The sequence below is a fragment of the Parabacteroides sp. AF39-10AC genome, assembly GCF_003635405.1.
Lineage (GTDB): Bacteria > Bacteroidota > Bacteroidia > Bacteroidales > Tannerellaceae > Parabacteroides > Parabacteroides distasonis.
This window is the reverse complement of sequence record NZ_QTLP01000001.1, coordinates 67,294-81,951: the sequence shown is the minus strand read 5'-3', so window position 1 is coordinate 81,951 and position 14,658 is coordinate 67,294. Positions and strand designations below refer to the sequence as shown.

Annotated in this window: 14 protein-coding genes; 12 read left to right on the top strand and 2 right to left on the bottom strand. The window is 48.0% G+C overall.

Annotated elements, in window-relative coordinates; translation table 11 throughout:
- Positions 1 to 113 precede the first annotated feature (113 nt).
- On the top strand, positions 114 to 485 hold the full coding sequence (locus DW033_RS00330; RefSeq protein WP_005862667.1) for an RNA-binding protein: 372 nt from the start codon (positions 114 to 116) through the stop codon (positions 483 to 485).
- Positions 486 to 513: 28 nt separating this feature from the next.
- On the opposite strand, the gene DW033_RS00325 is transcribed toward DW033_RS00330, so the two are convergent.
- Positions 514 to 1,440, bottom strand: a complete 927-nt coding sequence (locus DW033_RS00325) for a helix-turn-helix domain-containing protein (protein ID WP_022192601.1) — start codon at positions 1,438 to 1,440, stop codon at positions 514 to 516.
- Between the two features lie 231 nt (positions 1,441 to 1,671).
- Here DW033_RS00325 and DW033_RS00320 point away from each other — a divergent pair, with 231 nt between their 5' ends.
- Positions 1,672 to 3,885, top strand: a complete 2,214-nt coding sequence (locus DW033_RS00320; protein WP_005862663.1) for an outer membrane beta-barrel family protein — start codon at positions 1,672 to 1,674, stop codon at positions 3,883 to 3,885.
- 171 nt (positions 3,886 to 4,056) lie between these two features.
- Here the strand turns inward: DW033_RS00320 and DW033_RS00315 are convergent, their stop codons facing one another.
- On the bottom strand, positions 4,057 to 4,290 hold the full coding sequence (locus DW033_RS00315) for a hypothetical protein (RefSeq protein ID WP_005862659.1): 234 nt from the start codon (positions 4,288 to 4,290) through the stop codon (positions 4,057 to 4,059).
- Positions 4,291 to 4,411: 121 nt separating this feature from the next.
- Here DW033_RS00315 and DW033_RS00310 point away from each other — a divergent pair, with 121 nt between their 5' ends.
- The 10 genes from DW033_RS00310 (at position 4,412) to DW033_RS00265 (ending at position 14,653) form a co-directional block, all read left to right on the top strand.
- Positions 4,412 to 6,751: an ATP-dependent helicase gene (locus tag DW033_RS00310; protein ID WP_005862657.1), complete on the top strand. Its 2,340-nt coding sequence runs from the start codon at positions 4,412 to 4,414 to the stop codon at positions 6,749 to 6,751.
- Positions 6,752 to 7,164: 413 nt separating this feature from the next.
- On the top strand, positions 7,165 to 8,304 hold the full coding sequence (nspC, locus tag DW033_RS00305) for a carboxynorspermidine decarboxylase (protein ID WP_122382276.1): 1,140 nt from the start codon (positions 7,165 to 7,167) through the stop codon (positions 8,302 to 8,304).
- A gap of 20 nt (positions 8,305 to 8,324) precedes the next feature.
- Positions 8,325 to 8,564, top strand: a complete 240-nt coding sequence (locus DW033_RS00300) for a hypothetical protein (RefSeq protein ID WP_005857256.1) — start codon at positions 8,325 to 8,327, stop codon at positions 8,562 to 8,564.
- Complete coding sequence (locus DW033_RS00295; protein WP_122382275.1) at positions 8,554 to 8,895, top strand: type II toxin-antitoxin system RelE/ParE family toxin; 342 nt, start codon at positions 8,554 to 8,556, stop codon at positions 8,893 to 8,895. The genes DW033_RS00300 and DW033_RS00295 overlap by 11 nt, the downstream gene beginning before the upstream one ends.
- 23 nt (positions 8,896 to 8,918) lie before the next feature.
- Positions 8,919 to 9,872: a signal recognition particle-docking protein FtsY gene (gene ftsY / locus DW033_RS00290; RefSeq protein WP_005857252.1), complete on the top strand. Its 954-nt coding sequence runs from the start codon at positions 8,919 to 8,921 to the stop codon at positions 9,870 to 9,872.
- Positions 9,869 to 11,167, top strand: a complete 1,299-nt coding sequence (gene rimO, locus DW033_RS00285; protein ID WP_122380564.1) for a 30S ribosomal protein S12 methylthiotransferase RimO — start codon at positions 9,869 to 9,871, stop codon at positions 11,165 to 11,167. Before ftsY ends, rimO begins: the two co-directional genes overlap by 4 nt.
- Before the next feature lie 77 nt (positions 11,168 to 11,244).
- Positions 11,245 to 11,535: an HU family DNA-binding protein gene (locus DW033_RS00280; protein WP_008778384.1), complete on the top strand. Its 291-nt coding sequence runs from the start codon at positions 11,245 to 11,247 to the stop codon at positions 11,533 to 11,535.
- The gene (locus DW033_RS00275; protein ID WP_005857245.1) at positions 11,528 to 12,619 is read left to right on the top strand and encodes an HU family DNA-binding protein; all 1,092 of its coding nucleotides are present in this window, start codon (positions 11,528 to 11,530) and stop codon (positions 12,617 to 12,619) included. Before DW033_RS00280 ends, DW033_RS00275 begins: the two co-directional genes overlap by 8 nt.
- A 168-nt stretch (positions 12,620 to 12,787) precedes the next feature.
- On the top strand, positions 12,788 to 13,783 hold the full coding sequence (locus tag DW033_RS00270) for a MoxR family ATPase (protein ID WP_005857243.1): 996 nt from the start codon (positions 12,788 to 12,790) through the stop codon (positions 13,781 to 13,783).
- Complete coding sequence (locus DW033_RS00265; RefSeq protein WP_048927245.1) at positions 13,784 to 14,653, top strand: DUF58 domain-containing protein; 870 nt, start codon at positions 13,784 to 13,786, stop codon at positions 14,651 to 14,653.
- Positions 14,654 to 14,658 lie beyond the last annotated feature (5 nt).

The following is a 14,658-nucleotide window of genomic DNA, read 5'->3' as shown; positions in this document are numbered from 1 at the left end:
TGAGATTGATTTAAGTTTGTATTAGAAAGTATTTGCTCACAACTTGATTTGTTAGGTAAACTTTTTTAGTCGACATACTCAGCTCAATTAACCATTTAATTAAAGTTTACAAAATGAATCTTTACATTTCAAATCTAAGTTACAACATCTCTGATGAGGACTTAAGACAGTTATTTGCTGATTACGGTGAGATTACTTCAGCAAAAGTTATTATGGATAGAGAAACCGGCCGTTCAAGAGGCTTCGGTTTCGTTGAGCTGAGCGATGATGAGCTAGCTAAAAAGGCTATCGAGGAGTTAAACCAAGCAAGTTATGACGGCAAAGTCATCAATATAACAGAAGCCAGACCTAGAGAGGATAGAGGCGACAGAGGTGGTCGTTTCAATAACAACAGAGGTGGCGGTTACGGTTCCAACAGAGGCGGTGGCTATGGCTCTAACAGAGGTGGCGGTTATGGTTCTAACCGGGATGGTGGAAGATATTAATTCTATCTAGATAAAAAGGAAAGAGCGATCAGAGATGGTCGCTCTTTTTTATTTCAAGCGCATAAGCTCGTCCTCTGTCTGTCGTGATCTTTAGGTTACTGTTTTCCTCCACTAAAGGCCGTAGCCTTCGGATCAAGGTGTTCAAGGTCTCGTCGGCGTTGATCTTTCCCGGCCATAAACTTTCGCAGATATCCGAGCGGTTCAAGATATGCGTAGGCGATAGGAAAAACATCTCCATCAAGGCATATTGCTGAGGGGTGAGTTTTAGTTTCTCCTCATTCTCCTTATAGAAGGAGGCGGTCTCGCAAGAAAGGTTCAAATTACCGAAAGAGATGGTCTTTCCCGGATGGATAGGCTGAGGCATTATCAACTCCTTTCTATAACGTTTAAGCAATAGGGGCAGGGTAGCGGATAAAAAGGCAAGCCCGAGGAATAGGCCGGGCAAAGATTTGTCCGATAGCCCGATAACCGCAAGGGTGGAGCAATTGGCGTACCCTTGGAATGAGATCCCGATATGATCCGTGGCAGTATTGGGGCTGTTCGCTATGGATGATGCCCAGATAATCGTATCGCTGGCGATATAATATTCGTTGAGTTTCTTGTTGGTATTAGCGGGAGCGTTTTCGGTTTGAGGATCTTTATTGAGTACGTGGATCACGATTCCCGTTTTCTTCTTGTCGGGCGTATAACTCAATGCGTCGGAAAAGTCCTTGTTATAACTTTCTATGGATACCGGATTGCCGAAAAGCTTGGATAGATTGGCATAGGTGCGTATGGAATCTTGGCTCATCCATAGGTGGGAGTTTTGCAGGATCGTTTGTTGCAACGCTTGATTCAAGTCTGTCACGATCGTTTTCTTGGCTTCCGTATAACTATGGAAACCGAAGCTGAACGAGAGGATCAGCATTAAGGAGGTACCCAAAACGGATAGATTGGCCGATAGTCGTGTATTCATTATTCGCTAGATTAGAATTAACATAAAAAGAACGCTCGAAGGTACTAAATATTATAGAAGGAAAGTATCCTTTTCGATAGGATTCGGGATGAAATAGACCTAAATCCTGCTAAATGACCGGATGTCATGGAAATGTCATGGAAATGTCAGCTACTTATCCGGCGATTATTTACGTTGTTGTTGTCTGTTGCCTCTACTTTTGCCCGAAAACAAATCAAATAAGATACGGATATGAAAAGATTTCTGATGATGATGGCCTTGATAGGGCTTGTGGGAAACTGGAACTCGACGTTGACTGCCCAACTCGTCTCTCCCGATTCATTGTATTTGAACGAGGACTTGCCCGAGATAAACATTGTCGCCGTGAAACCCTTGATAAAGGCAGAGGCGGATAAGACTACTTACAGTATCGCCGAGGACCCGGATTCCCGAACCTATACCTTGCTGGAGATGTTGCGGAAAGTCCCTCTAGTGACCGTGGATGGCGAGGATAACGTGAAGGTAAACGGACAATCCAGTTTTAAGATTTATATGAACGGGCGTCCCTCGAATATGTTCTCCAATAATCCCAAGGAGGTCTTGCGTAGTATCCCCGCCAGCATGATCAAGAAAGTGGAGGTGATAACAGATCCCGGTGCCCGTTACGATGCGGAGGGTGTCAGCGGAATCTTGAATATCGTGACGAAAGGAGCGGAGTTCGAGGGATATAACGCGAGTATAAACACTACGGTGATGAACTTATTTAAGAGTGTCGGTGGTTTCGCTACGCTGAAATATGGCCGATTATCGCTTTCCGGAAATTATACGTTTAGCCAACAATCGTCCGAGAGCGAGTCGGATTATCTCCGTACTCAGTCGGGAGACGGTGCGAAGCTCCGGATGCTCTCGGACGTAGACGTGAAATATCCGGCCCATTATGGAAGTCTGGAAGGCAGTTTCGAGATCGATACATTGAATTTGATCTCCTTGTCCGGAAACTTGAATATCGGAAACAGCAACTCTATTTGGAATAGCCATTATAGCAGGTTTGATAAAGAGGGGGAAGAAATCTATGCTTATAACGAGGATATGAGTAAGAAGAACGAATGGGGTAGTGCCTCCTTAAAAGCGGATTATCAGCGTTTATTCAAACGAAATAAGGAAGAGATGCTAACGCTTTCCTATCAGTACGATTATATCCCGAACGATATTTATAGCGTGTTTCATGATAAGGACAAGATGGGCAATGTCTCGTTACCCCAACTGGAGGCCGATTATACCCGGCAAATCAGTCATGCCCGCACCCATGAGCATACGGCCCAGCTTGATTACGTGAATCCTTTTACAAGTACGCATTCCATCGAGGGCGGTTTGAAGCTGATTCGGCGTAACAGTACGAGCCACGCTACTTCGGAGGTAAAGGAGTTGGGTGAGGGTGTCTGGTTACCCGCTGATTTACAACCTTTGGTGGAATATCGGCATGTGCAGAATATAGGCTCCGCCTATGCGGGATATGGATTTAAGTATGGTAAATGGAGCTTGAACCCGGGCATTCGTATGGAACATACTTGGCAGGACGTGACTTATAAACAAGGCGAAGGCAAGGATTTTAATTATCGTGTAACGGATTGGGTTCCTTCTTGGACCTCCGCTTTCCGCTTGGACGACCGGAATTTGTTTCGCTTGGCTTACAACTTACGTTTACGTCGCCCGAATATCAGCTATTTGAATCCTACGGTGTTCGTGTCTGGGACCTCTATCTCGTATGGAAATCCGGGATTGGTATCGGAGAAACATCATCGTCTTTCGGCGTCATACAGTTATTACGGAACGAAATTGAATGTGCAGGCTTCCGTGCTCTGCACCTTGGGAAAAGGGGTGATTGATGAGTATCTGTTCATTGATTCGGCGAATGTGGTGAATAGTACGTATGATAATCTCGTGGACGTGAAAGCAGCGGGAGGAAACCTTTATCTAAGCTATAATCCTTCGCCCCGGACAAGCGTGTCGCTGAACAGCATGTTGCATTATCTGGATTTACGGGCGCAGGAGGGGAATGAGGTTTACGATACGGATGTGCGTAATTCCGGCTTTTGTGGCTCTGCTTTTGTCGATTTCTCGCAGAAGTTTAAGTACGGGTGGCGTTTTGTCCTGTCGGGTGGATACGTGCGTTCCGAGCCGAATGTGGGGATGGACTCGTACGGCTTTTATTTTTACGGCTTGAGTGTGGTAAAGAGCTTCTTGAAGGATAAATTGACTTGTACGCTGCGGGCGCAAGATTTTCTGGGAGATCATAAGACGATACAGATTAACGAGCGATATCCGGACTTTCATATCCGGCAGACCGAGCGTATGTTTAGCCGTGGTTTCGGCATCGCCATTAGCTACCGGATCGGTGATTTAAAAGCGAGCGTGAAGAAGGCGGGGAGGAGCATAAGGAATGATGATCTGTTGGACGCTAAATAAAGAAGATGGTGTGCCATGATCCACAATATGGCACACCACCTACGGTATCATAACTCATCCAACCATTTCTTGCCGGGCTTTGTGTAAAGCCAAGCTAAGAAGATAGCGGCTAAAATGGTAACAACGAGCATCAACACTGTCAATCCATTTAAATCTTTTATCATGATCATATTATTTTAATATTCTATTTCCAACTCGGGCTAATAGGTAAGTACCTAAAATCCCTATATTTAACATACCCCAATTATTAATGTCGCCGATGTCTTTTGCTAATAGGAGCATTTCTCCTAATACCATCGTCGTAAACATTAATTTAGCCAAGTCAAAAAAGAACTTCCCTAAAGTCTCCCTTCGGACCTTGTCCCGTTCTTTCCTCATTGTCTGTTGTCTCTCCCAATTTCCCATAGTCCCTTGTTTTGGTTAATACTACTGATTATATGTAGGCAAATGTATATATTATCGGCGACCTGCCCAACTTTTTTATGTGGAATCGCTTATTTTCCCTAATTTTGTATCCCTAAAACGGATGAATGTGGAAGAGTATTTGAATCAACTGAATGAGAGCCAGCGGGAAGCGGTGGTTTACAATGAGGGGCCATCCTTGGTCGTGGCCGGGGCTGGCTCCGGTAAGACAAGGGTACTGACCTATAAGATCGCTTATTTACTGCAATTGGGATTGCCTCCCTATAGTATCTTGGCGCTGACCTTTACCAATAAGGCGGCCCGGGAGATGAAAGAGCGTATTGCGGCCATCACCGGTGACCAAACGGCCCGTCGGCTATGGATGGGAACGTTCCATTCCATCTTCTCCCGTATTTTACGGAACGAGGCGGAGCATATCGGTTATCCTTCCAATTTCACGATTTATGACGCCACTGATTCCAAGAGCTTACTGAAATCCATCATCAAGGAAATGCAATTGGACGATAAGGTGTACCGCCTAGGAATGGTGCAGAGCCGGATCTCCAACGCGAAGAACTCCTTGATAACTTATACGGCCTACGAGCAAAATAAAGAGCTCGTGGAAAGCGATATGAATGCCAAGGTCCCCTTGCTCCGGGAAATCTACAAACGTTACCAGAGCCGTTGCCTGCAAGCGGGAGCCATGGATTTCGACGACTTGTTGCTGCAAACCAATATCCTGTTCCGGGATCATCCGGCCGTCTTGGAGAAATACCGGAACTTCTTCCGGTATGTATTGGTGGATGAGTATCAAGATACGAACTTCGCCCAACACTTGATCGTGCAACGGCTTTGCGAGAGACACGGCCATATCTGCGTGGTAGGGGATGACGCCCAGAGCATCTATTCTTTCCGAGGCGCTAATATAGATAATATCCTGCAATTCAAGAATCTTTATACCGGTTGCCGTATCTTCAAGCTGGAACGGAATTACCGTTCCACCCAGAATATCGTGAACGCCGCCAATAGCTTGATCGACAAGAATACACGTCAGATACCCAAAACGGTCTATTCCGAGAAGGAGGCGGGCAACAAGGTGAGTGTTTTCACCTCGTACTCCGATTATGAGGAGGGCTACACCGTAGCCGCCCGAATCAACGAGATGCACGGGATATTAGGGAAATTCTCGTATGCCGATTTCGCTATCCTGTATCGTACCAACGCCCAGTCCCGTATCTTGGAAGAGGCGTTGCGAAAGCGGGGCATCCCTTACAAGATTTACGGCGGTTTGTCTTTTTACCAGCGGAAAGAGATCAAGGACGTGATCTCTTACTTCCGCCTGATCGTGAACCCGCACGACGAGGAGGCCTTGAAGCGAATCATCAATTATCCCACCCGGGGAATCGGGGATACGACGGTAGGTAAGCTTGTCGGTGCCGCTACCGAATACGGGGTAAGTCTATGGACCGTGCTTCAAGCCCCCTTAGAATATTCGCTACCGATAAATAACGGTACAGCTAAGAAACTGAGCGATTTCCGTAGTTTGATTGAAGTTTTCATTGAAGAGAATAAAAAACTCTCCGCAGAGGAATTGGCTACCTTGGTGGTGAAGCGTAGCGGCATCGTTTCCGACCTGTTTCAAGACCGTTCCGTAGAGGGCGTGAGCAAGCAAGAGAACTTGCAGGAGTTGCTGAAAGGTATCGCCGAGTTTTGCGAGATCCGGCGTGAGGAGGGCATGGAGCAAGTCGCCATGTCCGACTTTTTGGCGGAGGTATCCTTGCTCACCGATCAAGATAACGATAAAGAGGAAAACTCCGATAAGGTCACGATGATGACCGTACATGCCGCCAAGGGATTGGAATTCACGAATGTTTTCGTGGTAGGCTTGGAGGAAGACCTATTCCCCTCGTCCCTATCGAAAGATAACCCGAGAGCGGTAGAGGAGGAGCGTCGTTTGTTCTACGTGGCGATTACCCGTGCGGAGCAAAATTGCGTATTGAGCTATGCGAAGAGCCGCTATCGTAACGGGAAGACGGATATGTGTACGCCCAGCCGTTTCTTGAAGGATATAGACGCTAAGTATCTGGATATGCCTTCGGATGCCGGCGCTTCAGATGCATTCGCCTCGGCCCGTGAACGCTACGGGCGCCCGGCTTTTGCCTCTCCATTCCGGCAACCAAGGGCGGTTGAGGATGATTTCGTGTCGCCGGTGAAGCAAGCGGCACAGCGTCAAGGGCATCTTACGAAGTTAAAAAACACGATGGAATCGTCCTTTTCGGCGGCTCCGGCCACGGATGCCTCTGTTTTGAGGGTGGGCCAGAAGGTCAATCACGACCGTTTCGGCGATGGCGAGATCGTCTCGATGGAAGGTGAGGGAGGTGATGCGAAAGTGACGGTCGCCTTCAAGAATTTCGGAGAAAGGCGACTTTTGCTTAAGTTTGCCAAACTCAGCGTGTTAGGCTAAGTGCGTTTTTGCTCGAATTCATTTTCGAATGCCGAATCGAACACTGCTTTTTGAAGCTAAGTCGTTGGATTTTAATGATTGGCAGAAAAGGAAAGGTTTATTTTCGAATGGGCTTTCGAACTCACTTTCGCATCATATAAGATATAAATAGATATTATAATAAAAATATAAAGAATAGAGGCAAGATGCCTCCTTTCTTTTTTTTCGATTAAAAAGAGAATGAAAAGAACCCAGAAATACTATAGTGCTTGTGCCCAAGTACTATAGTATTTGTCTACGAACACAGTAGTATTCGCAAGTTAACACAACTGTCTTTTTTCTGCGACATATTCAATGAATTACCCCGATAATAGTTGTAATATCAGAATGTTTTTCTTATATTTGCATGTTAATATGAAATATTGAGATACAGCATGATAGACATCAACAAGATACCCTCGCCTTGCTATGTGATGGAGGAGAAATTACTGAGAAACAACCTGTCCTTGATCAAGAGCGTAAAAGAACGTGCGGGAGTGAATATCATATTGGCTTTTAAGGCTTTCGCTTTATGGAAAGCGTTCCCGATCGTACGTGAGTACATTCCTTTTTCGACAGCAAGTTCTAAATTTGAGGCCCAGTTGGCCTTCGAGGAAATGGGAAGTCCGGCGCATACCTATTCCCCGGCTTATACGGAGGCTGATTTCCCGTTGATCTTGAGATACAGTAGTCACGTTACGTTCAACTCGCTCTCTCAGTTCCATCGTTTTTATCCGATGGTGCGGGCGGATGGTAACCGGGTGTCTTGTGGGTTGCGGATCAATCCGGAATACTCGGACGTGGAGACGGACTTGTATAATCCTTGTGCTCCGGGTTCCCGGATGGGGGTGACCGGCGACTTGCTGGGAGACACGTTGCCGGAGGGTATCGAGGGGCTGCATTTCCATACCTTGTGCGAGTCCACTTCCTATGATCTGGAGCGGACGCTGGCCGAGGTGGAGAGGCGTTTTGGCCGTTTCCTGCCTCACGTCAAGTGGCTGAATATGGGAGGTGGTCATTTGATGACCCGTAAGGATTACGACGTGGAGCATTTAATCGCTTTACTGAAAGGCTTTAAGGAGAGATATCCGAACTTGGAGTTGATCATGGAGCCGGGTAGCGCCTTCGCTTGGCAGACCGGGTTCTTGCTGACAACCGTGGTGGATATCGTGGAGAACCACGGTATCAAGACGGCGATTATCGACGCCTCGTTCACCTGCCATATGCCGGATTGCTTGGAGATGCCCTACAAACCGGCTATCCGTTTCGCTACGGATGCCGTGGAAGGGAAACCTACCTACCGGATCGGGGGAAATAGCTGTTTGAGCGGTGATTATATGGGGGATTGGTCGTTCGATAAGCCTTTGGCGATCGGCGACAAGCTGATTTTCGAGGATATGATCCACTACACGATCGTGAAGACGAATATGTTCAACGGCATACCGCACCCTTCCTTGGCCCTTTGGAACAAGGACGACCAGCTGGTGATGTACCGTACGTTCGACTATGAGGATTATAAGAACAGGATGGATTAAAAACAAGCAAAGGGAGGAATATGACCATGACAGCGAATGAGTTGAAATATACATACATGGAGGAAGCCATGAGTATCTTGGATAATGAGGAGCTTATGCGTAAGGCTTTATCGCTCTTGCGGAACTTAAAAGAGAAGACCTTCTCGCCTGCCAAGCGAAGCGAGCGGGAGGTGCTGGAAGAGGCTTTCCAGAGCGTAAAAGACTTGAAGGCGGGAAAAATAACCTCTCGCCCATTAGAGGATCTATTGAATGAGTTATAAGATTGAGGCATTACCGCCCTTCGCTAAGGAGGTGAAATATTTGGCGAAACGATATAAGTCGTTGAAAGAAGATATCCTAAGGTTGAGGGACGAACTGCTGGAGAACCCTTTGTCGGGAACGGATTTGGGAGGTGGCCTTCGTAAGGTCCGGATGTCCATCCACTCGAAATCACAGGGCAAGAGAGGGGGAGCTCGGGTGATAACTTTTACGGTACTTGTCAGCGTTGATGAAGGAACAATTTATCTTGTGACGATGTATGATAAGAGCGAGATTGAGTCTATGTCCGTTAAGGAGATCCGGAAACTACTTGATAAGTGTGATTTGAAGTAAATAAAAACAGAAACAAAATAAATATGGGTATTTTTAGCTTTTTCAGTAAAGACAAGAAGGAAACCTTGGATAAAGGTCTATCGAAGACAAAAGAAAGTGTTTTCTCCAAGATTACCAAGGCGATCGCCGGTAAGAGTAAGGTGGACGACGATGTGTTGGATAATTTGGAGGAAGTACTGATTACCTCGGATGTCGGTGTAGATACCACGTTGAAAATCATCGACCGTATCGAGAAGCGTGTGGCCCGTGACAAGTATGTCACCACCCAAGAATTGACCACCCTGCTGCGTGACGAGATCGCTAGCTTGCTGACAGAGAACAATACGGAGGATGCCGAGGGATTCGCGCTTCCGGAGGGCAAGAAACCCTACGTGATCATGGTCGTAGGCGTGAACGGGGTGGGTAAGACGACCACGATCGGTAAGCTGGCCTACCAGTTCAAGAAAGCCGGCAAGAAGGTCTATCTGGGCGCCGCCGATACGTTCCGTGCTGCCGCCGTGGAGCAACTGGTGATCTGGAGCGAGCGGGTAGGCGTACCTATCGTGAAGCAGAACATGGGCTCGGACCCCGCTTCCGTGGCTTTCGATACGCTGAGCTCCGCTAAGGCGAACGATGCCGACGTGGTGATTATCGATACCGCCGGACGTCTGCATAACAAGATCAACTTGATGAACGAGCTTACCAAGATTAAGAACGTGATGAAGAAGGTGATCCCGGACGCCCCCCACGAGATCTTGTTGGTATTGGACGGCTCTACCGGGCAGAACGCTTTCGAGCAAGCGAAACAATTTACCGCCGCCACCGAGGTGAACGCCTTGGCCGTGACCAAACTGGACGGTACAGCCAAGGGGGGTGTCGTGATCGGTATCTCCGACCATTTCCGTATCCCCGTGAAATATATCGGACTCGGCGAGGGGATGGAGGATTTGCAAGTATTCCGCAAACGTGAGTTTGTCAATTCGTTATTTGGAGAATGAGAAAAAATAAAGTAGATATTATTACGCTGGGGTGTTCGAAAAACCTAGTGGACTCGGAGCAACTTATGCGCCAATTCGTTGCCAATGGCTATACGGTAGAGCATGATCCCCATAAGATCAATGGCGAGATCGTGGTGGTGAATACCTGTGGTTTCATCGGCGACGCCCAAGAGGAATCTATCAATATGATCCTCGAGCTGGGCGAACAAAAACAAAAAGGACGGATCGGGAAGCTCTTCGTGATGGGCTGCTTGTCGGAACGTTTCTTGAAAGATCTGGAGAAGGAACTTCCCGAGGTAGATCGTTTCTACGGGAAATTCAATTGGATGGAGTTGATCTCCGATCTGGGCAAGTCGTACCATCAAGAGCTGGCTACCGAGCGTGTGCTCACCACCCCGAGGCACTACGCTTACGTGAAGATCGGGGAGGGATGCAACCGTACTTGTTCTTACTGCTCGATCCCGATCATAACCGGGGCTTATCAATCCCGTCCGATGGACGAGATCGTAGACGAGGTTCGTGGCTTGGTGGCGCAAGGCGTAAAAGAATTCCAGATGATCGCCCAAGATCTTACGTTTTATGGCCTCGATCGCTATAAGCGAATGGCCTTGCCGGAACTGGTGGAGCGGGTATCCGACATCCCGGGCGTGGAGTGGATTCGTTTGCATTACGGGTATCCGTCTCATTTCCCCTATGACCTGTTGCCGGTGATGCGTGAGCGTGATAACGTTTGCAAGTATATGGACATCGCCCTCCAGCATATCAGCGACCCGATGTTGAGGATGATGCGCCGCAATATCACGAAGGCCGAGACGTATGAGCTGCTGGAGCGTATGCGCCGGGAAGTGCCGGGCATCCATCTACGCACCACCTTGATGGTGGGTCATCCCGGCGAGACGGAACAGGATTTCGAGGAGTTGATCCGCTTCGTGAAAGATATCCGCTTCGAGCGTATGGGCGCTTTCGCCTATAGCCATGAGGAGGGTACCTATGCCTATCAGCATTATAAAGACGAGATCCCGCAGGAGGTGAAGCAAGACCGACTGGATTACTTGATGCGTGTGCAAGAAGGCATCTCCGCCGACGTGAACGCCTCGAAAGTAGGGCAGACCTTCCGAGTGATCGTAGACCGGGAGGAGGAGGATTTCTACGTGGGACGTACGCAATATGACTCGCCCGAGGTAGATCCGGAAATATTGATTTCCAAGGATACTCCCTTGAGTCCGGGTAGCTTTTACCAAGTAAAGGTGATTGACGCACAAGCGTTTGATCTGTATGGTAAAGTGTTGAATTGATGTAAAAACTGTCAATATATTTGTCGGTTAACGAAAAAATAACTAATATAGCAGCACGAACTGTTATGGAATTAGATATGAAAAACAAGGAACTTATAACGGAATTGGCGAATCGCATGGATTGGACCTCGAAGGAGGTATCCGACATGCTTTCTGCGCTCAGTTCCGTCGTAAGTTCGAAATTAGTGGATAACGATACGATCTATCTGCAAGGCTTCGGCCAGTTCGAGGTGAAAAAGAAAGCGGAACGTATTTCCGTGAATCCGGCGAACGGGAAGCGATATCTGGTTCCCCCTAAATTAGTTCCCGTGTTCAAGCCCGGAACGACCGTGAAGAATCGTTTAAAGGAATTGGGTGATCATGAATAACCGGCTGAATATACAAGATTTAGCCGGTTTATTATCGGAGCGTACCGGCAAGGACAGAGGAGAGGTAGAGCGTTTCTTGAGAGATTTTATCTCGGTGGTATCCGAAGGGGTCTATACGGATAAGATCGTAAAAGTAAAGGGCTTGGGTACTTTCAAGATTATCTCTGTGGAGAAGCGGGAGAGTATCCACGTGAATACCGGTGAACGTTTCTTGATCCCCGAACATTATAAATTCTCTTTCCTGCCGGATAAAGACCTGCGGGAACAGGTAAACAAGCCTTTCTCTATCTTTGAGACGACAGAGATCAACGAGAACGTGGATTTCTCGGACATGGATGAGTCCGTAGAGGAGAAGGAAACGGAAGACGAGTCCGTGGAGGAGGTAATGCCGGATAAGGAAATCCCTTTGGCAAATACTCAGCCCAAAGAGAAGCCCGAACCGATACTAGAACCTGAACCTGAACCATTGCCTGAGCCAGAGCAAGCGTTTGATCCGGAGCCGTCATCGGTATCTGAACCGGAACGTGGATTGGAACCGGAACCGCCCGCGGAGCCATCTCCCATACCAGAGAGACCGGAAGAGCAAGCCCGTAGGAAACCGGAGGAAAAGGGGGTATTAATGATCGTCGCCTTTTTGATAATCGTAATCTCTGTATTCTTCTATCTGGGAAGAAATAATTGGAAACCGGCGCCTGCCCAAGAAGAGGTGATAACGGAAGCCAAGAATACGGCCAAGGACACGGTTCAAGAATCAGCTTGGATGCTTCATCCGGACTCGGTAGCGGAGAAGACCCCGCATACGGAACCGGAGCCTTATGTGGAACCGGCGCCAAAACCATTGGGGCAGGTGAAGATCAAGCATGGCGACCGCCTCACCGTGATCGCCTTGGAATATTATGGCAATAAATTATTCTGGGTGTATATTTACCAACATAATAAGGCTGTTATAAAAGACCCGAACAACGTCCCGATCGGTACCGTGATCGAGATACCCGCACCGGAATCGTATGGCATCGATGCCAAGAGCCGTGAGTCGCGGGAGAAAGCCGCCGCCCTACAAACAGAGATACTTGCCGGGGAGTAAGAGAAATCCCCCTTTTTTAAGTAAAATAAAACAAAACGAGGAAGTGTTGGTTAGTATTATTTAACTGCAAAAGTGAAGGATACGAATTTAACATTTCTAATTTTGTGCATCCTAAAAAATCAACGTAAAATTGGGACAATATAATAACAATATAATAGAATAAATCTTATGAGTCAGACAGTAGACATTCGTGAGTTGAATGAGCGAATTGAAAGTAAAAGCTCGTTTGTGAACATGATTACGATGGGTATGGACAAAGTAATCGTCGGACAAAAGCATTTGGTTGAATCCTTGTTGATCGGTTTGCTTTCGGACGGACATATCCTGTTGGAAGGTGTGCCGGGTTTGGCTAAGACACTTGCCATTAAAACATTGTCGTCGTTGATCGACGCTAAATACAGCCGAATCCAGTTCACCCCGGACTTACTTCCGGCCGATGTGATCGGTACGATGATTTACAGTCAGAAAAGCGAAGAGTTCCAGGTAAAGCAAGGCCCGATCTTCGCTAATTTTGTGTTAGCGGACGAGATCAACCGTGCCCCGGCGAAAGTACAGAGTGCCTTGTTGGAGGCCATGCAGGAGCGTCAGGTCACGATCAGCGAGCATACCTACAAGTTGCCGAAGCCTTTCTTGGTAATGGCTACCCAGAACCCGATCGAGCAGGAGGGTACGTACCCGTTGCCTGAGGCGCAGGTAGACCGTTTCATGTTGAAGGTGATCATCAATTACCCGAAGAAGGAGGAGGAGAAACTGATCATACGCCAGAATATATCCGGAGAACGTCCGGAGATCAAGCCGATCTTAACGAAAGAGGAGATCCTCGACGCCCGTAACGTGGTTCGTGAGGTTTATTTGGACGAGAAGATCGAGCGTTACATCGTGGATATCGTCTTCGCTACCCGTTTCCCGGCTGAGGCTGGTTTGCCGAACTTGGCGAGCATGATCTCTTTCGGCGCTTCCCCTCGTGCGTCTATCAACTTGGCGTTGGCCGCCCGTGCGTACGCTTTCATCAAGCGCAGGGGCTATGTGATCCCGGAGGATATCCGTGCGGTATGCCACGACGTGATGCGCCATCGTATCGGCTTGAGTTATGAGGCCGAGGCGAACAACTTGACTTCAGAGGAGGTAATTAGCGAGATCTTGAATAAAGTAGAAGTTCCTTAAATGGAGACAAGCGAATTATTAAAGAAGGTACGCCGTATCGAGATAAAGACCCGTGGTCTTTCCCGTAACATCTTCGCCGGCCAGTACCATTCGGCTTTCAAGGGCCGTGGTATGGCGTTCAGCGAGGTAAGGGAATATCAATACGGCGATGATATCCGGGATATCGACTGGAACGTGACCGCCCGCTACGTCCGCCCCTACGTCAAGGTGTTCGAGGAGGAGCGTGAGCTGACGGTGATGCTGCTGATCGACGTGTCCGGTAGCCGTGACTTTGGCTCCGTCAACGTCATGAAGAAGGAGGTGATCACCGAGATCGCCGCTACCTTGGCTTTCTCGGCGATACAGAACAACGATAAGATCGGCGTGGTGTTCTTCTCGGACAAGATCGAGAAGTTTATCCCGCCCCAGAAAGGAAAGAAACATATCTTATATATCATCCGGGAGCTGATCGATTTCCATCCCGAGGAGACAAGAACGGATATCAGCCAAGTGTTGAAATACTTGACCAACGCCATCAAGAAGCGTTGCACGGCTTTCCTCATCTCCGATTTTATTGACAAGGAGGGTTTCAAGGACGCCTTGACGGTGGCCAACCGCAAGCATGACATGGTAGCCATTCAGGTGTACGACCGTCGTGAGACCGAGCTTCCCGCCGTAGGCCTTATGAAGATCAAGGACGCCGAGACCGGGAAGGAGCAATGGATAGACAGTTCCTCCGCCGGTGTGCGTGCGGCCTATAAGGAATGGTGGGAGAAACGGCAGGCGAAGATGAGCGATACGTTCAAGAAATGCCGTGTAGACTCCGTCTCTGTCCGTACCGAGGATGATTATGTGAAAGCATTGATTGCTCTTTTTGACAAACGTAATTAAAGCAA